The sequence below is a fragment of the Nostoc sp. DSM 114167 genome, from assembly GCF_052692655.1.
On the sequence record NZ_CP195116.1, the window covers coordinates 29344 to 54747 of the forward strand.

At 41.0% G+C, this 25404-nt stretch carries 21 protein-coding genes; 10 read left to right on the forward strand and 11 right to left on the reverse strand.

Annotation, left to right across the window (positions count from 1 at the left end; translation table 11 throughout):
* The first annotated feature begins 90 nt into the window (after positions 1 to 90).
* Together NSTC731_RS00220 and NSTC731_RS00225 are read left to right on the forward strand one after the other, a co-directional pair.
* The gene (locus NSTC731_RS00220; RefSeq protein WP_445629084.1) at positions 91 to 1149 is read left to right on the forward strand and encodes a glycosyltransferase family 2 protein; all 1059 of its coding nucleotides are present in this window, start codon (positions 91 to 93) and stop codon (positions 1147 to 1149) included.
* A 400-nt stretch (positions 1150 to 1549) separates the two neighbouring features.
* Positions 1550 to 2608 carry a glycosyltransferase family 4 protein gene (locus NSTC731_RS00225; protein WP_445629085.1) on the forward strand — a complete coding sequence of 353 codons (1059 nt, stop codon included), beginning with the start codon at positions 1550 to 1552 and terminating at the stop codon, positions 2606 to 2608.
* Positions 2609 to 2800: 192 nt separating this feature from the next.
* Here NSTC731_RS00225 and NSTC731_RS00230 read toward each other — a convergent pair whose 3' ends face one another.
* Positions 2801 to 3457, reverse strand: coding sequence for a hypothetical protein (locus NSTC731_RS00230; RefSeq protein WP_445629086.1), 657 nt, complete (start codon positions 3455 to 3457; stop codon positions 2801 to 2803).
* Positions 3458 to 3884: 427 nt separating this feature from the next.
* The gene (locus NSTC731_RS00235) at positions 3885 to 4709 is read right to left on the reverse strand and encodes an ABC transporter permease (protein ID WP_445629087.1); all 825 of its coding nucleotides are present in this window, start codon (positions 4707 to 4709) and stop codon (positions 3885 to 3887) included.
* 484 nt (positions 4710 to 5193) lie between these two features.
* On the opposite strand from NSTC731_RS00235, the gene NSTC731_RS00240 reads away from it, so the two are divergent.
* Entirely contained in the window at positions 5194 to 5733 is a 540-nt protein-coding gene (locus NSTC731_RS00240; protein ID WP_322695423.1) for a DUF3172 domain-containing protein, read from the forward strand.
* Here NSTC731_RS00240 and NSTC731_RS00245 read toward each other — a convergent pair.
* Positions 5730 to 5972: a hypothetical protein gene (locus tag NSTC731_RS00245; RefSeq protein ID WP_445629088.1), complete on the reverse strand. Its 243-nt coding sequence runs from the start codon at positions 5970 to 5972 to the stop codon at positions 5730 to 5732. The two genes, NSTC731_RS00240 and NSTC731_RS00245, sit on opposite strands and share 4 nt — an antisense overlap.
* Positions 5956 to 6720 carry a DeoR/GlpR family DNA-binding transcription regulator gene (locus tag NSTC731_RS00250; RefSeq protein WP_322671085.1) on the reverse strand — a complete coding sequence of 255 codons (765 nt, stop codon included), beginning with the start codon at positions 6718 to 6720 and terminating at the stop codon, positions 5956 to 5958. The genes NSTC731_RS00245 and NSTC731_RS00250 overlap by 17 nt, the downstream gene beginning before the upstream one ends.
* A 304-nt stretch (positions 6721 to 7024) precedes the next feature.
* Between NSTC731_RS00250 and NSTC731_RS00255 the strand changes: the two genes are divergently transcribed.
* Together NSTC731_RS00255 and NSTC731_RS00260 are read left to right on the forward strand one after the other, a co-directional pair.
* The gene (locus tag NSTC731_RS00255) at positions 7025 to 8935 is read left to right on the forward strand and encodes a transketolase C-terminal domain-containing protein (RefSeq protein WP_445629089.1); all 1911 of its coding nucleotides are present in this window, start codon (positions 7025 to 7027) and stop codon (positions 8933 to 8935) included.
* Positions 8936 to 9397: 462 nt separating this feature from the next.
* On the forward strand, positions 9398 to 9988 hold the full coding sequence (locus NSTC731_RS00260) for a pentapeptide repeat-containing protein (RefSeq protein ID WP_445629090.1): 591 nt from the start codon (positions 9398 to 9400) through the stop codon (positions 9986 to 9988).
* A gap of 313 nt (positions 9989 to 10301) precedes the next feature.
* On the opposite strand, the gene NSTC731_RS00265 is transcribed toward NSTC731_RS00260, so the two are convergent.
* The 6 genes from NSTC731_RS00265 to NSTC731_RS00290 all read right to left on the reverse strand — a co-directional run bounded on the left by NSTC731_RS00265 (position 10302) and on the right by NSTC731_RS00290 (position 17358).
* On the reverse strand, positions 10302 to 11171 hold the full coding sequence (locus NSTC731_RS00265; protein ID WP_445629091.1) for an AMIN domain-containing protein: 870 nt from the start codon (positions 11169 to 11171) through the stop codon (positions 10302 to 10304).
* A 124-nt stretch (positions 11172 to 11295) separates the two neighbouring features.
* Positions 11296 to 11778: a hypothetical protein gene (locus NSTC731_RS00270; RefSeq protein ID WP_445629092.1), complete on the reverse strand. Its 483-nt coding sequence runs from the start codon at positions 11776 to 11778 to the stop codon at positions 11296 to 11298.
* 4 nt (positions 11779 to 11782) lie between these two features.
* Positions 11783 to 13972, reverse strand: a complete 2190-nt coding sequence (locus NSTC731_RS00275) for a cation:proton antiporter (protein WP_445629093.1) — start codon at positions 13970 to 13972, stop codon at positions 11783 to 11785.
* A 269-nt stretch (positions 13973 to 14241) separates the two neighbouring features.
* The gene (locus NSTC731_RS00280) at positions 14242 to 15528 is read right to left on the reverse strand and encodes a cation:proton antiporter (RefSeq protein ID WP_445629094.1); all 1287 of its coding nucleotides are present in this window, start codon (positions 15526 to 15528) and stop codon (positions 14242 to 14244) included.
* Positions 15529 to 15937: 409 nt separating this feature from the next.
* Entirely contained in the window at positions 15938 to 16372 is a 435-nt protein-coding gene (locus NSTC731_RS00285) for a hypothetical protein (protein WP_445629095.1), read from the reverse strand.
* A gap of 218 nt (positions 16373 to 16590) precedes the next feature.
* A complete protein-coding gene (locus NSTC731_RS00290; protein ID WP_445629096.1) occupies positions 16591 to 17358 on the reverse strand; it encodes a GDSL-type esterase/lipase family protein in 768 nt (255 codons plus the stop codon).
* Positions 17359 to 17986: 628 nt separating this feature from the next.
* Between NSTC731_RS00290 and NSTC731_RS00295 the strand changes: the two genes are divergently transcribed.
* The 3 genes from NSTC731_RS00295 to NSTC731_RS00305 all read left to right on the forward strand — a co-directional run bounded on the left by NSTC731_RS00295 (position 17987) and on the right by NSTC731_RS00305 (position 21825).
* The gene (locus tag NSTC731_RS00295; RefSeq protein ID WP_445629097.1) at positions 17987 to 19552 is read left to right on the forward strand and encodes a P-loop NTPase fold protein; all 1566 of its coding nucleotides are present in this window, start codon (positions 17987 to 17989) and stop codon (positions 19550 to 19552) included.
* A 2-nt stretch (positions 19553 to 19554) separates the two neighbouring features.
* Positions 19555 to 20799, forward strand: coding sequence for a WD40 repeat domain-containing protein (locus tag NSTC731_RS00300; RefSeq protein WP_445629098.1), 1245 nt, complete (start codon positions 19555 to 19557; stop codon positions 20797 to 20799).
* 63 nt (positions 20800 to 20862) lie between these two features.
* On the forward strand, positions 20863 to 21825 hold the full coding sequence (locus NSTC731_RS00305) for a WD40 repeat domain-containing protein (RefSeq protein ID WP_445629099.1): 963 nt from the start codon (positions 20863 to 20865) through the stop codon (positions 21823 to 21825).
* Positions 21826 to 21845: 20 nt separating this feature from the next.
* Here the strand turns inward: NSTC731_RS00305 and NSTC731_RS00310 are convergent, their stop codons facing one another.
* Positions 21846 to 22409 (reverse strand): Uma2 family endonuclease, encoded by a 564-nt coding sequence (locus NSTC731_RS00310; protein WP_445629100.1) that lies wholly within the window; start codon positions 22407 to 22409, stop codon positions 21846 to 21848.
* A gap of 169 nt (positions 22410 to 22578) precedes the next feature.
* On the opposite strand from NSTC731_RS00310, the gene NSTC731_RS00315 reads away from it, so the two are divergent.
* Both NSTC731_RS00315 and NSTC731_RS00320 read left to right on the forward strand, forming a co-directional pair.
* Positions 22579 to 23805, forward strand: a complete 1227-nt coding sequence (locus NSTC731_RS00315; protein ID WP_445629101.1) for an ATP-binding protein — start codon at positions 22579 to 22581, stop codon at positions 23803 to 23805.
* A 387-nt stretch (positions 23806 to 24192) separates the two neighbouring features.
* Positions 24193 to 25395: an AAA family ATPase gene (locus tag NSTC731_RS00320; protein WP_445629102.1), complete on the forward strand. Its 1203-nt coding sequence runs from the start codon at positions 24193 to 24195 to the stop codon at positions 25393 to 25395.
* Positions 25396 to 25404 lie beyond the last annotated feature (9 nt).

Here is a 25404-nt window from a genome sequence, read left to right on the forward strand (position 1 = left end):
GTCTACTTGTTAGGATTGATAATTGTACTGATACAACAGCTTAAAGATCGAAGCTATATTGCAGAATGCCGTACTACAAAGGAAAAATTTATGAGATTTAGTATCGTCATCAGTACCTATAATCGCTTGAATTTGCTGAAAAGAGCAATTAATTCGGCTCGTAACCAAACAATCGAGTGCGAGGTGGTTGTTGCTGACGATTGTTCTGATGATGACACCCAAACCTATCTCAAAAGCTTAGGGGATAAGGTTGTTTACCATCGTAACGAAGTAAACCTTGGTCATGCAGCAACGGTAAATGCTGGAGTTGCCAAAGCTAGCGGCGACTGGATTAAGTTTTTAGATGATGATGACTATTTAGCGCCTAACTGCATAGAAGAGATGGCAAAGGCGATCGCCCTTCGTCCCGATGCTGTAATCTGCTCTTGTGTGGCGGCTCAGGTGGATGGCAATGAAGTTGAACTCTCTCGCACCCCCCAAGTTGGCCCCGGTTTAGCTTTTTATATCCCCCAAGCCGATATTCATTACGGGATGCTTTTAGAGCTTGTACCCTTTGGCACACCTGTGCAAGTAGCTTGTCGACGTGATGCTTTCCTCCAAAGTGGCGGTTGGGACTCCACACTCGATGCTAACTGTGATGACATCGATTCCTGGATTCGGATTGCTCAGTTTGGCGATGCTATTTTCTTCAACCAGTGTCTTGCCTACCGCACTATTTGGCCGGGTGCGTATAATCAGAAGTTTTCTTTGTCTCGGCGGTTGGCGACAAATATTTTAATGAAGGAAAAAATTTACGCCCTGGTAAATGAGCAACATCGCTCAAAGATTCCTGTCTTTCAGGATATAAAAAATTACCTAAGACTCCATTGGATTTTAGTTGCACTGAAGCAAAAAAATCTCAAGAGTTTTCTTTCAATGATAGATCCATCTATACTTTCTCCTCGGTCTTGGAAGTTTTTGCTAACTGCTATTTCATCACGCCGCTCTCAGGGAAACAATTCTCAGGTTCGTAAACTTGTATTGATTGAGTTTTACTATGATGTCTGGCAAAATGCCCAGAATAAAAGCGCCAGTCTTCAGAATTTAGAATTAGATTCTATGCCACTGGTGGACTTGCCCATGAGCGCCCAGTCGAACTCTCAGTACTAGATGAGGACGTTACTAGCTTGAGTTGCTTCAATCTGGATGGAGTACTTGAAACTCAAAAATAAAAAGACTTTTATTCTCTGTTTTGACTGCTGTGTGAAATGGGATTTATATATCTGCTGTGATGTACTAGAGTTCGATACCAGGGTATTGAGAAATAGAAAATAAGGCTGTAGCGACTTGAAATAACATATTCAAAATTTTGAAGTTTTACCCCGATTTATCGAGCCGTTACTGAATAAGTCTTTAAGCTAAGTAACTGGTTAGAAGCGCTCTTCATCAGTAGAAAGTGGTCAATTTTACGCACTACTGACTACTTTTTAGTTGTCGCTGAAGACTTCAAAAATTATGTTGATTTCTATTCAGTTACTTATCCTTATTTTTTATACACATTTCACAGCTTATGCGAATCATACATATTTTGAACCACGTTCAAGAAATAGGTAACGGTATTGTGAATGTGGCTGTGGATATGGCTTGTCTACAGGCAAAATCTGGTTATGAGGTAGCGGTTGTTTCTGCTGGTGGAGAATACGAGGCTTTACTAGAGCTTTGTGGTGTCAAACATTACCACTTAGACCAAAGCAGAAAATTGCTAAATACGATTAAAGCAGCTATACGTTACCGAGCGATCGCAGCTGAATTTCAGCCGGATATTGTTCATGCTCACATGATGACGGGGGTAATATTAGCACGCATTTTTAAGGGACGCAAATATGCTTTAGTTTCTACAGTCCACAATGAATTTCAGCGTGCTAGCTTGCTGATGGGTTTAGCTGACAGAGTAATTGCTGTCAGTCAGGCTGTATGTGATTCTATGATTAGGCGTGGTATTCCAGAACATAAGTTGCGGGTGGTATGTAACGGAACTTTAGGCAGTCCTCGCACCCGACAAATCCAAGATTATCAACCTTTACCATTACAGCATCCAGCGATCGCCACTGTCGCCGGGATGTATCAACGCAAGGGAATTGCTGAGTTAATTGCTGCCTTTGAACAAATTGCCTCAGATTTTCCCCAAGCCCATCTTTATTTGGTAGGAAATGGCCCTGATAAACAGCTATTTGAAGCACAGGCACAAGCAACTTCTGTAAAAGAGCGCATTCATTTTGAAGGCTTCCAACCAGAACCTCAACGCTATCTGATATCTTGTGACATATTTGTGCTGGCTTCTCACCGCGATCCGTGCCCTTTGGTGCTTTCGGAAGCTAGAGAAACTGGAATTGCGATCGTTGGCACTCAGGTAGACGGGATTCCTGAAGCTTTAGACAACGGGCGAGCAGGCCTTTTAGTCCCAGCAAAAGATAGTCATGCTTTAGCTGGGGTTTTAGTGCAATTACTGAGTAATGCCGAGATGCTGCAAGAATGGAAACAGCGGGCAAAGAAAAATCTAGACAGGCTGAGTGTTGCCCGCGTTCATCAGGAAACAATGACAGTGTATCGTGAGTTAATTACAGAATGAGGGCAGGGGCACAAGAGGCAGAGGTGCGGAGGGGCAGAGGGGAAAAGGGGAAGAGGAGAAGAGACAAGGTAGACGAAGAAGAGGGGGGAGACTTGGGAGAAACTTGTTCAATAATTCCCCCTTGTCCTCCTTGTCCTCCTTGTCCCCAAGTCTCCCCTGCTCCCTTGCTCCCTTGCTTCTTCCCTACTCTCTTTAACAGAGCGATCGCTTTAATCTTAAAGCTACGCCTAAAGCGCCAAAAGCCAGTACGCCCAAAACGTTAGTTGATTCAGGAACAGCGGTGTAATAAGCAGCGACTCTGATCGGGCCATCTTTATCTTCTTGCTCTGCTGGAATTGGTGGAATGATTCCAGCACCTGGCGCTAGATTTGGCAGGGTAGCGAATGGATTGTAAAACAAGCTTCCGTTTGGGATGACGCCACCACTAAAAGTGACAGTACTACCAGCAATGGTAATGTCTTTAAAAATATCCTTGAGATCGGGATTAACAGAGTTACCAATCTTCCCATCTCCATTAACATCTCCCCATTCTACTTTTTCATTATCAAATGGTGGAGTAGAATTCGGATTACTATAAGACAAGGTTTTTAAATCAAAGACCAAGCTATTTATATCTTTCCCGGTGGCATTTAGAAAATTATTAGCTACATCTGGAACACCATATTCTATTACTTGCCCTGGTAGATAGTCTGTAAGGGTTCTTGGTTTTTTTATATCGAGTATGGCTTGATTTTTAGTCGTCACAATGGGTTCTACAAAAATGACGGCTCTTGCTGGTGTCCAAGACAAAAAACTAATTCCTGCTGTTCCTAGAACAGACAAGGCTATTTTTGTGGCAATTCTAGTCATATTTGTGTCCTTTTGATATTGATTCACAGAATGCTACACCGCATGGTTTAAATCAAACAGCAAAAACTCATCTTTCAACCGCTACCTATCAGCTAGATAAATAGTGGTTAATGTGTGCTTGCTTCCTGAGTTGATATTTACTCATAGGTTGATTTATAAAGCAATTCTTGTAATGCTTTATCATGAGAACTAGTAATTTCACGCAATCTTTATAAAAAATCCAAATTATAACTTATACATTGACAGATTAGACAATATGTGAATTATCAGTAATTATCCTCACTCTTAATGAACTATAGGAATCCGCTTTGATTCGGAGAAATTATTTGCGTAGGGAGGGAATAGGGAAGAAGGAATAAATGTGTACTGAGTTTTTTCACGCAATCAAATACGCGCTACATAGCAGGTTTGAGATGAAATGCAAGCTTTAATCTTGTTGATGAGCAAATTTATAACCACCCCAGAGAGAAAGAGCGATCGCGATCGCCAACAAAATCGGTATGCTGTACCAAGGAAACTGAGACAAGGGTAAATGGGCAGCTGCACGCAGTCCAATGCTGGCGTAGGTTAACGGTAACAGGTAAACTACGATTTTAAGGGCTGCTGGTAATGTACCAGGGTCAAAGAAGGTTGCCCCTAAGAATGACATGGGGATAATTATAAAGTTGTTGTAGAGTCCAACTGATTCGAGCGATCGCACACTCAACCCTACAATCACCCCTAATCCAGCAAATACGGCACAATTGAGCACCACTAGCAGTAAAAACAGTGGGTTGACAAAATTCCAGTTTCCACTTAAGAGCAACGCTACCAAAATCACGGAACCGGAAGTCATCAAACCCCGCACGACTCCCGCCAGCATTTTACCGATGTACAGCGCTAAGGGATTTATGGGAGTTAACAACAATTCCTCAAAGGTTTTGGTAAATAATCTGTCTCCACAAATTGAAAATGTCGTTCCTGCAAAGCTAACTGTCATCGACGACAGCGCCACCATCCCCGGTAATATAAATTCCAAATAGTTGTTATAGTTACCACTAATTCCCGAACCGGGTTTGATGGAACTACCTAAACCCAAGCCAAAAGCTAAAATATATATCAGTGGCGATATTAAACCTGATGCCGCAACTGGTAAAATTCTCACGCGTAAATCTAACCAATCTCCCCAAAAAATAGTCAGACTATCAGCCAGAAAGATTTGAAGTTGCGAATTGAACCTCTTGCCCGAAGGTAGCGCTCTTTGAGATGTCACTTGCTTTCAATTAGTTATTAAAATTTCATTAAATCTTAATTTACATTGTTTTACACATCAATTACTAGTAGTCTGCGAACCCAAAAATGCTAAGGAGGACTGGGGAAAGGGGAAAGGGAAAAGGGAAAGGGATTTAAACCCTTTCCCCCTTCCCCCTTAACCTTTACCCTACTTGCGTTCCCTTGGCGTACGACTAGGGTAAACAAAAATATCTCATCCGAAAAATTGAATAATTAACAACAAAAGTTAGATAGTTTAAGCATTCTGACTAGATTAATTGTGAAAGTAAATAGCTATATCTGATAACAATTAAAAGTATTAAAATTTTGTGCCAATATCTAGATAAACTAGTATTTTTCTCATTTAACAAGAATATCGCAGAGAAAATCGCAGGCAATTACAGTCAAGAATAGGCATACTGAAAGAGGGAGAAAAAACTTTAGACTACTCCCTCCCAAATTGGCGTGAAGGTGATTAAGCAACAATGAGACGTAAATCTACTGGTAGATCGGCTACTACTTCTAAACCCTCTATTTTCCAATCCCCTCTATTTAACTTCACCACCATCGCAATTATGGGAGGGGTGTTGATTTTGGGAATTGGGATTGGTATTGCTTTTAGTTCTACAACCACATTGGCACCAGCAAATGTAGCTTCCCGTGAATTCATAGACACCAAAGCACCGAACCCGGAAATTTGCGTGCAGTACGGAGCCAGCGCGATGGTGATGGACGCTAGACTGTTTGTCACTCTCAACCCCTTTAATGTTTATGTTTCCCAGCCGAGTATGCGTCCTGGATGCGTGCTGCGACAAAATAACTGGGCGCTGTTAGAGCAACGTAAGCTGGTGACATCCGAGCAGGTAAATGAGTGCAAAAATCGCCTGAACACCTTTGGTTTCACAGGTAACTTGGACAGTGACAAACCTGATATTAGATGTATATATCAGAATGAAGCTGCTCAAAACTTTTTCACCGCTCAACCGGGAGCAGTTGGAACACCCCAAGAAACGGATAGATTTTAGATTTGGGCATGGGGAATGGGGCATTGGAGAAGAGATAAGGGAGACAAGGAAGAGGGGGAAGACAAGGAGAGAAGTTTGAGCGTCGGCTTCCGGCGTTGGCGTAGCCCGCTGTAGGCATCAGAACTTCGGAGAGAGATTGATTCAATAATTCCCCCTTGTCTCCCTTGTCCTCCTTGTCTCCCTATTCCCCAATCCCCCGCGATCGCATCTTCCTTCATCAGATTATTCGTACTCGTCACGGATAATTGTCAAACCTAAAGCTTTGTAGGCACTCAGCATATTATTCGATACTGTTGGTGCTGTTACTAGGTAAGTCAGGGCATGAATAGACTCTACGAGATAAGGAGCAGCAGTGTCTAATTTTTCTGCTGTGACTAATCCGACTACCTCAGCCGATCCAGCAATCATCGCTCGTTTGACATGGGCTTCGTCTAAGTTAGGTACACTAATCCCAACTTCTGGATGCAAACTGCAAACTCCCAACATGCACAAATCTGCACGAATCATCCGTAATGTCTCAATTGTGACAGTACCGACGTTTACCAAGGCTTTTTTGTAGAGTTGTCCGCCTAACATTACAACTTCTATATGGGGATGTTCTGCTAAAGCAACGGCGATTGGCGGACTATTTGTGATCACTGTTGCGTGCAAATCTAGGGGCAAATGACGGGTTACTTGGAGAGTTGTTGTACCTCCATCTAAAATTACCACCTGTCCTGTACAAACTAATTTTGCTGCTGTCCGAGCGATCGCTTCCTTTTCTTTTGGCGCTTGCTTTTGGCGATCGGCATAACTTGCGGTGGCTGGAGATTTTAGGAGCGCTCCCCCATGAACGCGTTGCAATAGTCCGGTTTGTGCTAGTTCTCGCAAATCCCGGCGAATCGTATCCTCAGAAACTTTCAGAACAGCACTAAGTTCTGTCGAAAGTACCTTTTTATCACGACGCAGAATTTCTAAGATGAATTGTCGTCGTTCAGCAGTTAGCATAATTAATTTTCCTGAATTTGCGTTTTTGAACTTGAAATTGCACGTTTGTGAGTTTATACTTATTGATATGCAAGTCTCTGTACGGTAATCCGTAACTTCAATTGAATTCAAGCACATTCATGCACAATTGCATGTATTGATTTTGGCATTTGATCGAATCACACGGTTCCACAAAGGTTCCGAGTGGTTAACTTGAGTTTGGATAATTGTTGCTCAATGAGGGTTTTAACAATTTTTTTGTAGTGCGATCGCGCATTTCCTCTGTTCAAATTGTTTTTTATTCAATCAATAAACCACGACTATTATGAATTCCCAATTTCCAATCGATCTCGGTGCTTACAAACCTTTAGCGCTCAATCCCGCAAATTCCAGCCTCACCGCTGAACAACGAGATACTCTCAAAGCGAATATTCAACTTTGCCGAGATGCGATCGTTTTTTTTACGGCGACTGGCGCTGCTAGCGGAGTCGGCGGTCATACTGGCGGGCCATACGATACAGTGCCAGAGGTAATGATTCTCGATGCCTTTTTCCGGGGAGCATCGGAGCAATTTGTACCGATTTTCTTTGATGAAGCAGGACATCGAGTCGCCACTCAATATCTGATGGCAACATTGCATGGTGATTTACCTGCCGAGCAACTTTTACGTTATCGGCAAGCACATTCCAATTTACCCGGACACCCGGAACTAAAACTAACTCCTGGTGTGAAATTTAGTTCTGGGCGCTTGGGTCATATTTGGCCTTACATCAATGGTGTGGCAATGGCGAATCCAGGCAAGGCTGTTTTTTGTCTTGGTTCTGATGGTTCGCAGCAAGAAGGCAATGATGCTGAAGCTGCTCGTTTGGCTGTTGCTCAACATCTCAACGTCAAGCTGATTATTGATGACAACGATGTAACGATCGCTGGACATCCTTCTAAATATTTACCAGGTTTCAGTGTTGCCAAAACCTTAGAAGGGCACGGTTTGAAAGTACTTCAGGGAGACGGGGAAGACTTAGACGATTTATACCGTCGTCTGAGCGAAGCTGTGAATACTCCCGGAGCGATCGCTATTATCAATAAACGCCCGATGTGTCCTGGTATCGAAGGTTTAGAAGGCTCCATTCATGGCCATGATGTCATTTCTGTAGATTTAGCACTTAAGTATCTAGAATCTCGCGGACAAACTGCGGCTGTCGAATACCTTAAAAGTATTGAGAAACCCAAACAAACATATACATTTCTGGGCTCTGGCGATAAATGGGGCGCTAACCGTAGTGTGTTTGGTGAAGCCGTGGTGGGTGTCCTCAGTCGCATGAGTGAGGCAGAGCGTAAAGAAAAAATCAAGGTCATCGATAGCGACCTAGAAGGCTCCTGCGGTTTGAAGAAAATTCATGAAACATATCCAGAAATATTTATTTCCTCCGGCATCATGGAACGAAGCAACTTCTCTGCTGCGGCTGGATTCGGGATGGACGAGGGCAAGCAAGGTATTTTTGCGACCTTCAGCGCCTTCTTAGAAATGTGTATCTCAGAAATCACGATGGCACGGCTGAACTATTCCAATGTTCTGTGTCATTTTTCCCATGCGGGTATAGATGACATGGCAGATAACAGCTGCCATTTTGGTATAAACAATATGTTTGCCGACAATGGCTTGGATGATGGCTACCCAACACAATTGTACTTTCCGGCAGATAATAATCAAATGACAGCTTGTGTAGAAGCTGTATTCCATGAGCCGGGACTGCGGTTTATTTTCTCCACCCGTTCCAAAGTGCCCAATATTCAGGACAGCAACGGCAATGACTTATTTGGAAGTGGCTACAAGTTTGTTCCTGGTAAAGATGAAGTTATAAGAGAAGGGACGCAAGGCTACATTATCAGCTTTGGTGATGCTCTCTACCGTGCCGTTGATGCTGTAGAGCGTCTGAAGCAAGATGGGTTAGACGTTGGTTTAATTAACAAACCAACTTTAAACACCATTGATGAAGAAATAATTACCAAAGTTGGTAATGCTCCTTTTGTGCTTGTAGTAGAACCCTTTAACCGTCGCACTGGCTTAGGCAGTCGTTTTGGTTCCTGGCTACTAGAGCGGGGTTTGACTCCCAAATATGCCCATCTTGGAACTTATAAAGAAGGTTGCGGCGGTTTGTGGGAACAGTACCCATATCAAGGTATCGATCCAGTAGGCATCATCAACAAAGTAAAGGAGTTAGTTGGAAAAAGGTAATTCATTAGACCTCTTGCAAAAGTAATTTTTGCAAGAGGCGGGAAAAGGGGAAAGGTTAAAGGGACTCATGTTTTTTATTATTCCTTTCCCCTTTCCCCCTTACCCTTTTCCCTACAAATGCCAAGAAGTCTATTTATTAGGGCATAGCCGAATGGCACTAAGAAAAGCTCTAAGCTATGTGGAATAAAGACTACAGCTTTAAAAGCTATTTAAAAGTGTTGGGATGGCTTAGGCAATTGTCTTTGATACAGTTTCATAGAAGCGATCGCCGATAAAGTTGATCGCAAAGAGCGATCGCTGTACATAAACGGGGATGAGATGTAAGGATTATGTAAATTTTGTGCTAGGTAGATAAAGCTTACTCGTTCATGAAATACTTTCACAAGAGACGAGTAAGCAAATATAACTACTACTGTGACACTACGCGTACAAATCCTCAAGGATAAATTTAATCAAAGATAGATGAGTATAAGTGTTGAGGAGTTGTTGCAGCGATATGCTGCTAGGGAGAGAGATTTTGCTGGAGTCAGTCTGAGGAAAATTGTATTGGTTAATGCTAATTTGAGAGGAATCAACCTGTCCAATGCTGACTTGAGTTTTGCTAATTTGATTGCTATCAAGTTGACTGATGCCAATCTGAGCCAAGCCGATTTCACCGGAGCCAATCTTACTGGAGCCAGATTGGACAGAAGTAATTTGCAAGGGGTTTCCTTTGAATGTGATGCTGTAGGGGCTATTTTCGACCAAGCTGATTTGCGAAGAGCTGGAATGTACAGAGCCCGTTTGAATGGGGCTAGATTCGATAAAGCAAATCTTGAAGGAGCCATTTTGGGGTGTACTGATTTGCTCGGTACCAGTTTCCGAAATGCTAACCTGCGCTCTGTTGACTTGGAAGAAGCTGTTGGTGCTGCCGATTTTACTGATGCCAATCTCTTGGGAGCTAGTACTTATGATTTTGAGTTCAGATTGGGACGTTCTATTTTCTGTAGAACAGTCATGCAGGATGGTAGCATCCGTAATGATGGATGCTTGGGAATTGCCGATGACATTTAATTCTGTTGATGCCAGTAAAGGAGCTTAAATTCATAAAGGAACTATCATCAAAAAACTTGCTCTTCAAATTCAGATACCCCTGATTGGGAGTTAGTCGATACCGAAGTTTATAAGCAAGAAGATTCTCTTTACGAGGCTATCGTTGTTGCGTACTATAAACCCCTAGAAAACGTCTAATGAAGCGCACTGTTAGCATCCCAGTTGATCTGCCATCTACAAGATTTCTGACTATATTCTCTCTTCTACCCAGTTAAGGACGGAAGAGCAGGTGTCAGTCAATGCACCGTATGTTTCAGCCGAGTCTATCGGTTAGTTACAAGCCCCATCCCTTCGTGGGTGGGGCAATTGACTTAGTTTTGGGTAAAGGTTGACCAAACTCAATGATCGGGGGATCGGGAGCATTGGGGATTGTTGGAACTGGAAATTCTGATATTCCCAAAGGAGGAATGTTATTTAAATTATCGGGTTGATTTGGGAAAGAAGGAGGGGGAAGAATCGAAGCAGGCTGTTGAGAGGGAGAGGATGTATTTGAATTTAAAGCAGGTACGGTGACAAAAGGCTGTCCTGAGTTAGTAGTAATTGTTGAGGGCAGTTCATTGGATGGTGGTGTAACTGGGAGCGAGGGCGATTGTGGATAAGTAGTTACAGGTAGATTGGTAGGCGGCTTTTGCAGTGCTTGAGGTTGTTTCTTGGCTGAAGGTGCAGACTTTCCTGGTTTGACAGCAGTAGTTTTACCAGAAATAACCGGACGTAATACCCAGCGAGTGGAGTTTTTTCGAGAAATGGGTTGCAGTTGTACTTTTTTGGGATTAAAAATAGTCCCTGCTGCTAAATCTAGGACAATGCGTGTATCGTTTGCGTTGAGTTGAGAAACGCGAATACTTTTGATTGCTCCAGAATAATTTTGTTGCATGGTAACTTTGCCCAACTTAGTATTCGGTAAATCTACAACTAGCCGAGAGGGTTGTGCTAAGTAGAAATAACGAGGAGTTGTGCCTGCTGAGAGATTGATTTCGAGTTGCTGTGTCTTGGGAGAAAAACGCCAATTATTTAGCTTTGCCCCTGGTGTAGCAGCAGTAGTGAAAGTTTCGAGGGCGATCGCTGCATAAAAACTTAATATACTGATGCTAAATAACTGCTTGCCCCATTGGTAAAATTGCTTAGTCTTTAGTCTCCGATTCATTCTGTTATTTGCTCCATAAAACCCATACAATGCACTTACATTGCTGTTTACTTCGCGCTTCCAATCCCTTAGACGCGATGAATCTCGTAGACGCGATGAATCGCGTCTCTAACAATCCTCCAATTCAATTAGCTTTTTGAGGCACAGCAGTAAATTTCAGAGTTTGTGGAATACCATTTACGGTTAATTGACCTGTCATATTACCTTTATCCACAAGTTGCATTTGAATTGTGACTGAGGTTAGAGGATCGTTTTGGGGGCGAGGAATATTACAAAGGATTGATTTACCAACTTTTCCAGATAAATTTAATTGTTGATTTCTGAATATGCCTGCCAGAGAGTGCTTTTCGTCAGTGTCGGCGTTAGCGTTTGCCGGTAATACAGAGGCATTTAAGTAAATACCTGACTGCTCAATGTTTAACGTCAGAGTATCCGATTTTTCACAGTTAGGCAAATTCTCCGCTAGGGTTAGACGATAGCGACCGTTAACTGGCAAAGGAGCCTTGAGTTTGTTTTCTCCGTAAACAGTGACAGTTTTAAACAACAGTAGCACTGAAATTATTGCTACTCCGTAAAAACTTAAAGATTTGAAGTTGAAATGATTCATGTTGTCAACTCCTCAATGTTGGCTCTTGACTGCTAACATCAGGAAGCATGGAAGCCAGATGAGCGGTGACTTGACTGTAACGGCGAGTAATCAGCAGAGAGGAACGACATTGAATAGCTAGTTGATCTGTATATCTTCCCAAGGTTTGGCGCTCGATACCCCAAGCGCGGCTGGTGCCAGCAATAGTTAGGTCAATACCTTCTGAAGCTTGAATTACGCCTTGGATTGGATCTGGAGCTTCAAGAATTTTGATTTCAATGCGATCGCGTACACTACTCGGTAATTGCTCCATCATTGTATTTAACTCGTAACCCAATTCATCCTTAAGGTGATTTTCGGGTACAACCTGTAAAACCTGTAACATACAAGTTTCACGGTTAATGAGCAGTCTCAGAGCGATTATTAGCGCTAAATCATCATGAATATTTGCCGAATAAGGCACCAACAAGCTTTCTAATTGCTCGCTTCCCCTATCCACAAACACTGCAACATCAACTGGCGCAGTCGTGAGCATTTGACCAACTCTTCCACCTAAGCGGTTGCTACTAAAAGCTGGGCGATGCCATCCTACAAGAATTAAATCAACTTGTTTGAGTGCGGCAATCTGTGCAGTTTCCCGTGCTACATTACTAGATATGCGAATGATCGGATGCACATGAGAGCGTGTTTCTACTGGTTCGAGCGTATTAATCAATTCTTCTAGCTGCTGGCGGCGCTGGGCAATTAATCGATCTGCTTCAACTGGCGTACTTTCAAAGGCATAATCTTCTTCAAATTCAATCAAGCTCAGAGGGTTTACAACAGAGGGATATCGGGAGTTGAGGGCAATGTTTGCTGCCAACTGTAGCAAGCCTTTTTGGGTACTCGGATTAGCCACAGGCACCAAAATTCGGTAGGGACGAATGTAAGTTTCGGCATCAGCAGCGCTGGTAGCTGTTTGTGCTTCTAACTCCGGTTCCACCACATCTAACCTGATCAGCTTTTTAGGATATGTCCATTCCAGCAGTGGCGAGGTCATGAAGGTAGTTACCAATGCCATAATTACCAGCATGGTAAATATTAGGGGCGAAATTACCTTTAACTCTAAACCAATGTTTAGCACTATTAGTTCGGTTAAACCGCGAGTATTCATTAACCAACCGAGTGCCGAGGCTTCTCGTTTACTAATGCCACTGACACGCGCTGCTACATAAGTACCAACATATTTGCCTGCGATCGCTACAGCTAAAACCAACGCACACAAAAGCCACAATTCGGGACGGTTGAGCAAGCCTATCTGCGTTTTTAAGCCACTGTAAGCAAAAAATACTGGTAGCAAGAAAATTAGGACAAAATCTTCCGTTTTTATTGCCAATTCTCGCACTAAATCTTCATTTTTGGGCATGGCTGCTCCCAGCAAAAATGCTCCAAAAATTAAGTGAATCCCAATTAGTTCGGTGATTAGTGCCGACGCAACCACACCCATATAAATCCCAGCTAGCAGTAATTGGCTGAGTCGTCCCGCACGCAGGTAGTGTTTAGCAAGGCGTTGCAGGAACCAACGACCGGCTGTCAACATCAAGCCGATGTAAACTATACTGGCGATAATTGTGGGTACAGCACCACCAAAGTCACCAGTTCGCGCAACTGCGATCGCAACTGCCAACAAACACCAAGCTGTCACATCATCCACGGCTGCACAAGTTAACGCCAACGTTCCTAAACGCGTTCCTTGTAAATTGTTTTCAGTAATTATTCGCGCCAAAACCGGGAAGGCAGTAATCGACATCGCCGCCCCCAAAAATAAAGCAAAGGCGGTGAAGAATACACTTGCATCGGAAACTAGGGGATAAAGTATCACCGCTAGCAATGTTCCTAGAGAAAACGGCACTAAAATGCTGACATGAGAAGTTAAAACTGCTACTTCTAATTGTCCGCCGAGATATTTGGGATTTAGTTCTAGCCCAATCAGAAACATGAAAAATATTAGTCCCACCTGAGACAAAACATTCAGAAAAGGAAAAGTTTCTGGTGGAAACAAGCTAACTGCTAGATGAGGAGCAACTAAACCTAATAAAGATGGGCCAAGCATAATTCCGGCGACAATCTCACCAATTACTAGTGGTTGCTTAATAGAACGGAATGCTAGCCCTACTAGCCGTGAAAGCCCAATAACAATCAGCACCTCAACCAGAACGAGAATAACTATGTGCATGGTTTCCTCAAAATTAACTATCTGGTTTCCCTAAGATAATTCTTTAAAAGACTGCAAAATGTCAAGCTTGTGGATACAACAAAGAATAATTTGTACTTCGTTGTTATATTAATTATTGTTACAATTTAGTTGCAGCCGTTATGGGTAATCAAGTTCGTAGTAAGGACTTTAGTCCTTAATTTTCTCAGCACTAAAGCGCTTACTAAAAACTTTTCATTACTAGCTTGGTAAAGTACTAGATACTTAATTAATCTAATATTTAAATTTGCTTAAGTAGAAGATTTCTCATAGCTTGTACCGTGCAATAAAAAGGCAATTAGTGGTGATGCCATTAAGGTAGTAATAACTGCCATAATAACCATTATAGTGAATAAAGTTGGGGTAATTATACCTTGTTCTAGACCGATATTGAGGATGATTAACTCCATCAAACCACGAGCATTCATCAGAGCGCCGATAGTTGCAGATTCGCGCCAATTTTCCCCGGCTAATTTTGCGGCCAACATACAAGCAACACCTTTACCGAGAATTGCGATCGTAATAATTAATAGCGTCACTCCCCATAAAGTAGGTGTGTTTACCAATCCAATTTGAGTATTTAATCCAGAAAAAACAAAAAAGATCGGTAATAAAAAAGAAGTAGTTAAAAACTCCGTATATTGGCGAATTTGTTGGGCGAATTCTCCGCGTGGTGTCACTGCTCCCAACACAAAAGCCCCAAATATTGCATAGATACCTGTAACATCGGTAAACCATGCACAAAACATCAAAATTATCAACATTAAAGTCAGGGTTTGTCTGTTCACGCCTTCGCGTTTTGTCATGCGTGTGAACGCTTTCAGTAGAGGTTGACCGAGAAAAATCGCAAATAGCACATAGCAAATGCCACCACCAATTGCTAATATGGCAATGCTTAGAGAATTTTTCACGCTAGCAAGCACAATCGCCAACAAACACCAAGCAACTGCATCATCTACCGATGCTGCACCTAAAGCCAAAGTACCGAAGCGAGTTTGTGTCAGACCACGTTCGTAAAGAATACGAGCTAACATTGGAAAAGCCGTAATTGTCATCGATGCACCCAGATACAAAGCAGCTGACCAAGGCATGACTTTTGGTTGAAAGAAATCGCCATTGTGATAAAACCAAAAAGATGCGATCGCTCCTAAAATAAAAGGAGTGATAATCCCAGCCGCAGATAGCAAACTTGCACTTTTAATGTGATGTTTTAAGAGTTTGGTATTAAAATCTAAACCAATCAAAAACATATAAATTACCAACCCAATCTGACTGATAGCATATAAAATTGACATCGATGGATTGGGTATCTTGAGTCCGACAGCAGTGATGATGGGAAGCTTAGGAAATAGCCATTGCTGAAAATCTGGTGCAATCAATCCTAGAAGTGATGGCCCTAGCATTACACCTGCAATCATTTCGCAAACAACATCGGTTTGACCAAGATAGCGGCGTCCTATAATCGTGACAATGCGACAAGTTGCTAAAATAACTGTGAGTTGTAGAAATAGCCGAATAACCAAATCAAAATTTGACATTGCACTTCCTTAATTTGCGTCTCTGCATTGAAGAATCTCTCCAGACTCTAAAGTTTGTCCTGTTTTACTCATATATAATTACTACATCAGCACAAATGCCAATTTTGTAAACATAAGATAGCTGTTTGTAATTTGATGAGATACAACAAGCAATGCGTTGCTTTGGTTTCCAAAGTTATCTTGTTCTTAGAACGTACAAAACTGTACGTCAATACAAGATATTGCATCCAAACAAAAACCGCCATATATGATTTTTGATAATTTGTTAATTTGCGATTTATAGCCTTTTTTATCTATTTGAGGCACAATCGACTATAAAGACGTACATTTGTGCGTCCCTAACCTACGGTTGAATTACCTGAAAATTGCTATGATTTTTGATTAAACTAGTTTCTGATAATTTGAAATTTTACAACCACTCCCCGCCCCGAAAACGCCAACGAGGGAAAATAATTCGCATCAGACTTTGAGAACTAATAAAAACTGCTAGCCACACGATGCTATAGTGCAATAAAAAAGCTCCTGGCGAAAGTTCTTCTTTCGGTAAAGGTATTGGCAAGAAGCCAAATAGCTTAACTCCACAAAATATAAATATTAATTCCCATATACCAGCTAAAAGTTGATAAGCTGCGGGCCAATCTCTATCCCAACGGGATTTTTGGAGATAGTCATAAAGTACATCCCAACCTAAGCCAAAGATGGCGACATAACCAAGTATCCAAAAATAAACCGAGTTAGCACCAGGGCCAATCCAACCCATTGCAAATGGCAAAGATACAAGTACGCCGACAGTTGCTAGTAATAATAATCGAGTTTGCCAGCGACCAAATAAAGTTGGTGTCATAAGAGTGCTGAGTTAGGAGTTAGGAGTCAGGAGTAGAGACGCGATTAACCCTTGTCTGTACAAAAGTTAGGAGTTAGGAGTAATATAAAAAAATTAGAGTTTTTATAAATAGATTTTGACTCGCTTCATTAAAAAATTAGGAAGATTGTGGTGCTTTTTGAGAGGATGGCAAATATGAGAATATCTGCTACCCCCAAAGCACCAACACATCTATATTATTAGGATGGTTTTAGGTGATAATCAAATTTAGAATGGTAAGCTGCATTGGCAAAGTCCATTGTTCGCGTAGCATCTCGTAGAGAAGGTATGGCATCCCAATTGATTACATCTTCTAACAAAGCTTGATAACCTAGTGTATTGGGATGGAGTCCATCTTCACTCAAGCGTTTGAGTCGCCAACTTTCACCGCGTTCCATCCATTGCTCAAAAATATCCAAATAGGGAATCTGCCGTTTGCTGCAAGCAATTCGAGTTGCTTCTTTGTAGCGGTACTGGTCGGCATGATTGTAGTAAAAACAATCTAAAAATGGCATTTTGGCTTCATCCACTGGCACCATGCCCACAAATAACACAGGACAAAGTTGCTGTGCTAAATCTAGCAGAGACGCAATTTCCTTTTCAAACAATGTAAAATCTGTGTAACTTCGACCATCGGGACGCGCCAACCGGGCTGAGTCATTCACGCCTACGGATAAAATAATCAAATCGGGAACGCGATTTCGCAGTTCACCCCGATGGCGAAATTCAACTTCCAGTCTTTGGGCTACTTGTTGGGTGCGATCGCCTCTTACCCCTAAATTATAAAGAATGTGACCGGCACTATCCGGCAACATCCACCATCGCCGTAGCTGCTCAATCCAACCTCCTTTTTCCGGGTCGCCGAATCCATAAATTAAGCTGTCCCCCAGTGCGACAATCTTCATAGGCTGAAAGTGATTTGGTGGTAAAGACCGCTGCATTGAGGAAGAAGCGAGAAATGTGTGCATTTAACGACTATATTTTATATCTTTACAAGATTCTATACATTTCTATACCATAGATGGCTATCTTTCGTGTCCAAGCATCTATCTGACTTTTCACGGCATTTGGAAAACCTCTCTAAATCTCTCTCCCAAAAGGAGAGAGACTTTGAATTTTCCCCCTTCCCGTGTCGGGAAGGGGGTTAGGGGGTTAGGTTTTTGGTGGACTTTTCCACATAACCTGAATTGTCAGAAGCATCTATGCGGTTCCAAGGTTAATATTGCCGCAGTTGAGCCTCAGAAGGTCAAAGTTGAGCCTCAGAAGGTCAACGTCGAGCCTCAGAAGGTCAACGTCGAGCCTCAGAAGGTCAACGTTGAGCCTCGGAAGGTCAAAGTTGAGCTTTGGAACTCGAAATAGCTAGGCAATGACTACAAAGGCTACGTCTACGTGCTTTGGCAATGAGTGTGAGAATCGAACCGCAGAGGCGCAGTATTTCGACTTCGCTCAATAACCGGGCGCGGAGGAAGAGTTTGAGAGGGTGCGTTAGCACAACTTATTAAAGGTATCGTTATTATATGTGTGTATTTGCTTAATTTTGGCATCTGTCGTTAGGATAAGTTACAGGTGTAAAAATTATTTCTACTGCTAGCGAAGATGAATATTGACCCTGTAGTTAATGTACTTAAAAGTATTGCTAAACCTGCGGCTTCTCTAGTTATTAATCAAGCTCAACGCAATGAAACTGTAGTTAGAACTTTAAAACAATTCAATTTTGACCCAGTACAACCGCCTAAAGATGTTGATGGTGTTTATGTTTATTCTTTAATTGAGTATGGTGTAGATAAGCCCGAAGTACTGCTAAATCTTTTTCGAGAAAGAGAAATTAAAAATGCTTTTTGGAGTGCTTATACTTCAAACGATCCTTTGGGTTTCTACAAAGAAGTAGAAAAGTTTTTGCAGGGTCAGGATTCAGAATTTGATATCCGATTGATGAAAATTGAACTGCGATCGGAGTTGGAGGAGTTTGGAGAAATATTTATTAAGGTTGCTAAAAGAACTAAATCAATAGAGTTTCAGCCTTTTCCTAAATGGAATTTAGACGAGTATCCAACAGAATTTAAGTCGTTAATTAGAGAAAAAATTCGCTCGTTTTGTGGTCGTCAGTTTGTTTTTGACGCATTTAAGCAATTTTGCAATAAAAATCGCAGTGGTTATTTTACAGTAGTGGGTGATGCGGGGATGGGGAAGAGTACCATTGCTGCTAAATACGTCTGGGACAATAAATCGCCATGCTATTTTAATATTCGCCAAACTAGTAGCAATCGAGCGGAGCTATTTCTTGAAAGTATTCGCCAGCAATTAACTAAGCGTTACCAGTTGCAGAATGTCGAGAAAGCTAATTTAGCTGATTTACTAGAACAGGTTAGTAAAAAAATTCCTGTTAGCGAACGTCTGGTAATTGTAGTTGATGCTTTGGATGAAGTGGAGCAAGAAGCTGGGGGAAATCTTTTAGATTTACCAACGGCGCTACCAGAACGTGTCTATTTTCTGCTGACTAGACGACCATATACTATAGATAAAAAACGCTTGTCTGCACCAGATGTCCCGATGGAGGAGCTAGATTTAAGAGGAAATGACTATGTTAATTTGAGCCGTGAAGATATCAAAAAGTATATTTGGTTATTTTTGAATGTCGATGAAGACCATAAGAAGGCACTTAGACAATGGATTCAAGACCGCAAAATTGATGAGAATGATTTTGTTGAGCAGGTAGCAACTAAGAGTGAAAATAATTTCATGTACCTGCGCTATGTCTTGCCAGGAATTGCTAAAGGTGACTATCAAGACCTGAGTTTAAAGCAATTACCTCATGGACTGCAAGAATATTATCAAGTTCATTGGGAACGTATGGGGATGGATGCAAAGCCCCAAGAAATAAAAGTATTTATCCTGTTTATTTTAGTGGAGATTGGTACACCAATTCCTTGTGAGATGATAGCAGCTATTGCCAAACAGGATGAATATGATGTGCAATTAGTTTTAGAAGAGTGGGTTGAGTATTTGAAGCAGCAGGATATAAAAGGAGAAATCTGCCATAGCATTTATCACGCTAGTTTTTTAGACTTTTTGAAAGCAAAACGAGTTTTGGATTCCAAACGGAAGCTATTTCAAGAGGTTAATCAACGCATTGCAGATTACCTGATGGGGAAGATGGCGTGATAATGGGAGAATTTGCTGACAAATTAGCGGCACAAAGTCCTGCTTTTCAACGTGCTTACTTGGGTAGTTTAGCGCCAAGCTTGGTAAAGTCGGGAAAATTAGAAAAATATTACCAAACTCTGACTGATTTTGATTTCATTACTGCCAAGATTAACTATCCTGAGTTTGGGGTGCAGCCGCTAATTGATGATTATGATTTGATTGATGATGTAGAGATATTAAAGTACCCAGAATACAACTCTGAGAAAATCGAAAGTCTGAAATTGATTCAAGGTGCATTGAGACTATCAGCACATATTTTGGCAGTGGATAAAAAACAGTTACGCAGTCAGTTACAAGGACGGTTACTAGATAAAAAAATACCGGAAATTCAAGCACTATTAACACAAGCCAAGCAGCAAACTTCAGTGCCTTGGCTGTCTCCCTTGACCGCTAGCTTAACACCACCAGGAGGACGCTTACTCCGAACTCTCAAGGGCGAGAATCCTGTAGCAGTCACCCCTGATGGTAAGCTGTTGATTTCTGGTTCTGATGACAACATTCTCAAGGTTTGGAATCTGGAAACGGGAGAAGAAATTCTAGCTTTGACAGGTCATACTAAATTTATAATGGCTGTAGCAGTTACACCAAACGGTAAATATATAATTTCTAGTTCAGGTGACTGCACAATTAAAGTTTGGGAAATTAATACAGGTCAGCTAGTTTTTACTCTCACAGGACATACAAGTTCAGTAAACGCAGTGGCTGTAACATTTGATAGTCAATTGGTAATTTCTGGCTCTAGTGACACCACTATCAAAATTTGGGATTTAAATACTGGTAATGAATTTTGCACATTAGGAAATTCAGAAGAACAAAAAATTAGTTTCTTAAAAATGCTTCGCAGTAAAAATAATAAAGATTTTGATTTTATTGATGCAGTATATTCTGTAGTAGTCACACCAGATGCTAAACGAGTAATTGCTGGTTACGATTACAGTACTATTAGAGTATGGAATATAGAAAATAAAACACAAGTTTTTTCTTGGAAATGTGAAGCCCCCTTAGTCAGGAGTTTAGCATTAGCATTAGATGGAAAATTACTCATTGCGGCTTCAGGTGCAAATACTATTCAGGGTTGGAGCCTAGATACTGGAAAAGAAGTTTTACGTCTTGAAGGCCATAATGGGGGTGTAACAATCATAGCTATTACCTCAGACGGGAAAAGACTAATTTCTTATGCTTACGATAAAACCTTTAAATATTAGAATATCGAAACAGGCGAAGATATACTGACATTCAAAGCAGAGGCTGAAGACATAAAATCTATAGTGCTTACACCAGATAATAAAAATTTAATTTCTGGTTCCAATAGTATTAAAATCTGGAATTTAGAAATTGAGAATAAAACTCTTTATTCTTCAGAACATAACGATAGTATACAGGCTTTAGCAATAACACCAGATGGTAAAAAAGCTATTTCTAGTTCTGGCGATAAGACAATGAAAATTTGGAATTTAGAAACTCAAGAAGTAATTTCTACCTTTAACAATCATACTTATTCAGTAAATGCAATAGCAGTAACACCCGATAGTAAACAAGTTATTTCAGGTTCTGGTGATAAAACTCTCCGAGTAAGAGAGTTATCAACAGGAAAGGAAATTTTGAAACTTACTGGTCATAGTCAAGGCATAATTGCTCTAGCAGTAACATTAGATGGAAAGAAAGTGATTTCTAGTTCTAGTGACCACAGTCTTAAAGTATGGGATTTAAAATCAGGCAAAGAGATTTTTAATATATCTCGTGATGATTGGGTGCATTATGATTTAGCAATATCTCCTGATGGTAAATACGTGATTTCTGGTCTTTATAAAATTATTATAGTTGACAATATTTCAAATGGTCACGAATCTTTTCTGATCAATGGTCATACGACTTATATAAATGCCGTAGCAGTTACACCTGATGGAATGCAGATAATTTCAGCTTCTAGTGACAAGACTATTAAAGTATGGAATATGGAAACAAGAAAGGAAATTTTTACACTCATAGGTCATACTAATGATGTTAAGGATGTAGTAGTAACAGCAGACAGCAGAAAGTTGATTTCTGCTTCTTCTGATAACAACCTCAAAGTTTGGAATCTGGCAACTGGGGAGGTCATTGCCACTTTCACTGCCGATAGTGCCATTCGTTGCTGTGCTATTGCACCCAACGGCGTGACAATCGTAGCAGGAGATGCTTCAGGTAAGGTGCATTTTTTGCGTCTTGAGGAAATGGGGTGTGATTCGTAATTAAGAAACTATGCAGAATATTAGTGACCGAGAATTTGGTTGGTGCTAATATTCACATCGCTTAAGGCTTTAATTGATAAAGTTTGACTGCTAGCGAACTTTTGCATAAGCTGATATCCTGCGGCTGTTGGTTGTTGATAAACTTCCACAATTTCCTCGTTAATATCTACTAACCAAACTTCAATTATGTTTGCTTGTGCATATAAAGGGATTTTCTCTTCCCGGTCATACTCGATAGTTGAATCAGCTACTTCAATTAATAAAAAAATATCCTGGGGTTGGGGGTGTGCAGTGGCATAAAAATCATCACGGGGTTTGAGTAATGCTACATCTGGCTGAGGTTGTGAGTTATCGTTTAATGCAACTGGATTTTGAGCCGCAACTATGACGCGCTTACCTAACAACTGCACCAACAAATTAATCAGGCGATTTACACAAGCCGCGTGTTTTGTCCCAATAGGCGACATCTCTATAATTTCTCCCCGTATCAATTCCACTCGGTCATCTTCTGTGAGAATCCCCGACTCAATCATTTTCTGATATTGCTCAACCGTGAATTTTCGTCTTAATAACTGCACAGTCATGACTACCTCCACTGTCAATACTTGTCGGTTAAGGGGAAAAGGGGAAGGGGAAAAGGGAAAGAAAAAACCTTTAACCCTTACCCTTTAACCTTTTCCCCAAACCAAATTCTGAGTTCAAAATGCACAAACCGAGTAGTATTGCCTCATCTTATAATTATTCCTCACAATTATGAATTCACCACCCAAACCACCAACAAAAATCAATTCCAGAGGACATCCCACAGATTTTGAGCAAATTATTCAAGCCAAAAGCCTAAACTTTGTCGGTCGTGAATTTGTCTTCACGGCTATTAACAACTTTCTCCACCGCCATCGCCACGGTTACTTCACTATCATTGGCGCACCCGGTAGCGGTAAAAGTGCCATTCTCGCCAAATATGTGACAAACAATCCTCAAGTTATTTATTACAATGCCGAACTTGAGGGTAAAAATCGTGCTGACGAATTTCTCATAAATATCTGCACGCAACTCATTAATCAATACTCGCTTAATTACACCTCTCTCCCTAATAACGCCACAGAAGGAAGTTGGTTTTTCTCTAGTCTTCTCCAGCAAATCAGCGATGAGTTAGAACCTCATCAAAAACTGATAATTGCCATTGATGGGTTGAATTGCATTGACCGCAACAGCCAACCATCTGGTACAAATCTGTTTTATCTCCCCCGCTATCTCCCGGATAAGGTCTATTTCCTCCTCACTCGTAGACCTTTCTTGCGGGACAAGTCGGGTTTATTAATTGAAACACCCTCGCAAAGTCTTGATTTAGCAGATTATCCAGAAGAAAATCGGCGGGATATTCAAGCTTATATTCAAAATTACCTAACCCCCCTAACCCCCCTTCCCTACGAGGGAAGGGGGGGACAAGATTACTCCCCTCCCCTTGTAGGGGAGGGGTTGGGGGAGAGGTCAAGTCTTAAATCTTGGTTGAGTAATCACCAGGTTAATGAGGAGGAATTTAGCAATTTGCTCACCACTTTGAGCGAAAATAATTTTATGTATGTTAGCCAGATTGTAGGTGCGATAGCAGAAAATTTCTACCCGGAATCTTTCGAGTGCGATCAACTCCCGCCTGGTTTAGAAGCATATTATCAGCAGCATTTACACAAAATGTTTCCACCCGAACAAGACACGGAACATAGCACAGATGTGTTAAATGTCTTAATACAGCAGCAAAAAGCAATATCAGTGGAAGCTTTGGCGCAGACTGCCGCAGCGATCGCACAAATCATTGATACTGATGAGTATGAAGTTGAAGAAGTGTTAGAAAATTGGCTAGAGTTCTTACAGCAACAAAAAATCGCCTCAGAAACCCATTACAGTCTCTATCATTCCAGCTTTCGAGACTGGCTAGGTAAACAGCAAATAAAACCTTCTGAAAAATATCCACGGACATGATATATAGCAGAATTCAAGAGTCAGAATGAGCTACGCTGCGCTAACAGAAGTAAAACAAGCTTTATACGTTCAAACTAGCTTGTGTACTTCATCAACTAGAAATCTGCTGTAAGTCCTCATCTACAGATGGATAAGTAGTGTAGATAAATCAATCGCTAAAAGTAAACACTCACTTACCAATTGGTTTGTCAAAAAAGTTGACGCAAGTAGTTGTTGTGTAATACAGTATGCTACAATAGTAATGAGTTAAATTAAAAAGACTTCCTCGCTAGTACAGTAGAAATAAAATTACCATTTGCACGCAATTAGTTAAGATTGCGAGAAAAAATTTTCAAAACTTCCTACTTAACACAAAATAACTGAATTAACGCTGCATAACCGATAAATATGGATTTTGACTATTTTAGAAGCAATGAAGGCACTCCTACAAATAACACTCGGCAAAGTTTACTTGCTTGCGGTTGGCGACCGCTTAACCGAGAGTTAGACTGGGGATTTTTATGGCAACTATTGTACAGTGACTCCCGCGAATTAAGTCAAAAAAGTTTGAATTTGGCGAGTAATGTTGCTGATGTTTTAGGACGAAATAATTATGCTTGGTGGGCTAATTTATTAAGTGTTGTATCTGATAATACCCGTTACGAAGTTGAAAAGTTTTGGAATTACATCACGCCAGATCCGCAATCACCAGATCATCGCTACAAAGATGTTTTGAGTACGGAAACGCCTATTGTCCAATTTGTCAGTCGTAGTAGCATTCCTATTGATTATGTTCTGAATCGACTGCAAGAAATTACTGTACTGCGAGTTTTAGGTGTATTGGGTAATCCTGATATTATTACTCAGTATTACTCAGAAAGAGATTTTTACTTTCCGATAGATAAATTTGTTAGCTGGGAACGCTTAGACGTTATTAATACTGTTTACGCTTACTGGTCTAAGTATGACATTTGGTTGCAAATTGATGCCTACGATCGCGGGCGACGACAATATACTTTAATGGCGAAAAATCTCGCGCCACTAATTAACAAAGCAACTTACGACTTAGCAGTGATGTTGAGTGGATATCAAAGTCGTGTAGGCAAAGTTCATAGTCAATTTGCCATTCGGACATTTCCCGCAGATATCCAAAACTTTACTGATTCTGTACAGCAAGCGATTCTGAATCAAAACCAGTTAGCGGTTGTTGTACATGGACAACCGGGTACTGGTAAAACAGTCTGGACACAGGCAGTAGCAAAAGAAATTCTTGTACCTTTAGGGTATGTAATTTTTATTTTAGATCATGATGCGATCGCTAATTTTGTCCCACCGACTTACATAGAGCGTATTTGTATTGTTATTAACGAAGCTGATAATCTAGCGCAAAATCGTGCTTCGGAGGTAGCGCAATACAATAACAAAACCGAACACATTCTGAGTTTGCTAGATGGTACTTTGTATCAGAGTGTAATTGATGACTCTGGTATTCAGATGCAGCAACGGTTAGTTGTGTTGATGACTTGTAATACTACTGAAAGATTAGATCCAGCCATGTTACGTAAAGGTAGGGTGGATTTAATATATGAGTTTACACAACTATTTGTATAAAATCTACTT

Bases quoted from the DNA above. Each gene is read 5' to 3' on its own strand.
- NSTC731_RS00220 (WP_445629084.1), top strand. From the start codon at position 91: ATGAGATTTAGTATCGTCATCAGTACCTATAATCGCTTGAATTTGCTG.
- NSTC731_RS00225 (WP_445629085.1), top strand. From the start codon at position 1,550: ATGCGAATCATACATATTTTGAACCACGTTCAAGAAATAGGTAACGGT.
- NSTC731_RS00230 (WP_445629086.1), bottom strand. From the start codon at position 3,457: ATGACTAGAATTGCCACAAAAATAGCCTTGTCTGTTCTAGGAACAGCA.
- NSTC731_RS00240 (WP_322695423.1), top strand. From the start codon at position 5,194: ATGAGACGTAAATCTACTGGTAGATCGGCTACTACTTCTAAACCCTCT.
- NSTC731_RS00250 (WP_322671085.1), bottom strand. From the start codon at position 6,720: ATGCTAACTGCTGAACGACGACAATTCATCTTAGAAATTCTGCGTCGT.
- NSTC731_RS00255 (WP_445629089.1), top strand. From the start codon at position 7,025: ATGAATTCCCAATTTCCAATCGATCTCGGTGCTTACAAACCTTTAGCG.
- NSTC731_RS00260 (WP_445629090.1), top strand. From the start codon at position 9,398: ATGAGTATAAGTGTTGAGGAGTTGTTGCAGCGATATGCTGCTAGGGAG.
- NSTC731_RS00265 (WP_445629091.1), bottom strand. From the start codon at position 11,171: ATGAATCGGAGACTAAAGACTAAGCAATTTTACCAATGGGGCAAGCAG.
- NSTC731_RS00270 (WP_445629092.1), bottom strand. From the start codon at position 11,778: ATGAATCATTTCAACTTCAAATCTTTAAGTTTTTACGGAGTAGCAATA.
- NSTC731_RS00275 (WP_445629093.1), bottom strand. From the start codon at position 13,972: ATGCACATAGTTATTCTCGTTCTGGTTGAGGTGCTGATTGTTATTGGG.
- NSTC731_RS00280 (WP_445629094.1), bottom strand. From the start codon at position 15,528: ATGTCAAATTTTGATTTGGTTATTCGGCTATTTCTACAACTCACAGTT.
- NSTC731_RS00285 (WP_445629095.1), bottom strand. From the start codon at position 16,372: ATGACACCAACTTTATTTGGTCGCTGGCAAACTCGATTATTATTACTA.
- NSTC731_RS00290 (WP_445629096.1), bottom strand. From the start codon at position 17,358: ATGCACACATTTCTCGCTTCTTCCTCAATGCAGCGGTCTTTACCACCA.
- NSTC731_RS00295 (WP_445629097.1), top strand. From the start codon at position 17,987: ATGAATATTGACCCTGTAGTTAATGTACTTAAAAGTATTGCTAAACCT.
- NSTC731_RS00300 (WP_445629098.1), top strand. From the start codon at position 19,555: ATGGGAGAATTTGCTGACAAATTAGCGGCACAAAGTCCTGCTTTTCAA.
- NSTC731_RS00310 (WP_445629100.1), bottom strand. From the start codon at position 22,409: ATGACTGTGCAGTTATTAAGACGAAAATTCACGGTTGAGCAATATCAG.
- NSTC731_RS00315 (WP_445629101.1), top strand. From the start codon at position 22,579: ATGAATTCACCACCCAAACCACCAACAAAAATCAATTCCAGAGGACAT.
- NSTC731_RS00320 (WP_445629102.1), top strand. From the start codon at position 24,193: ATGGATTTTGACTATTTTAGAAGCAATGAAGGCACTCCTACAAATAAC.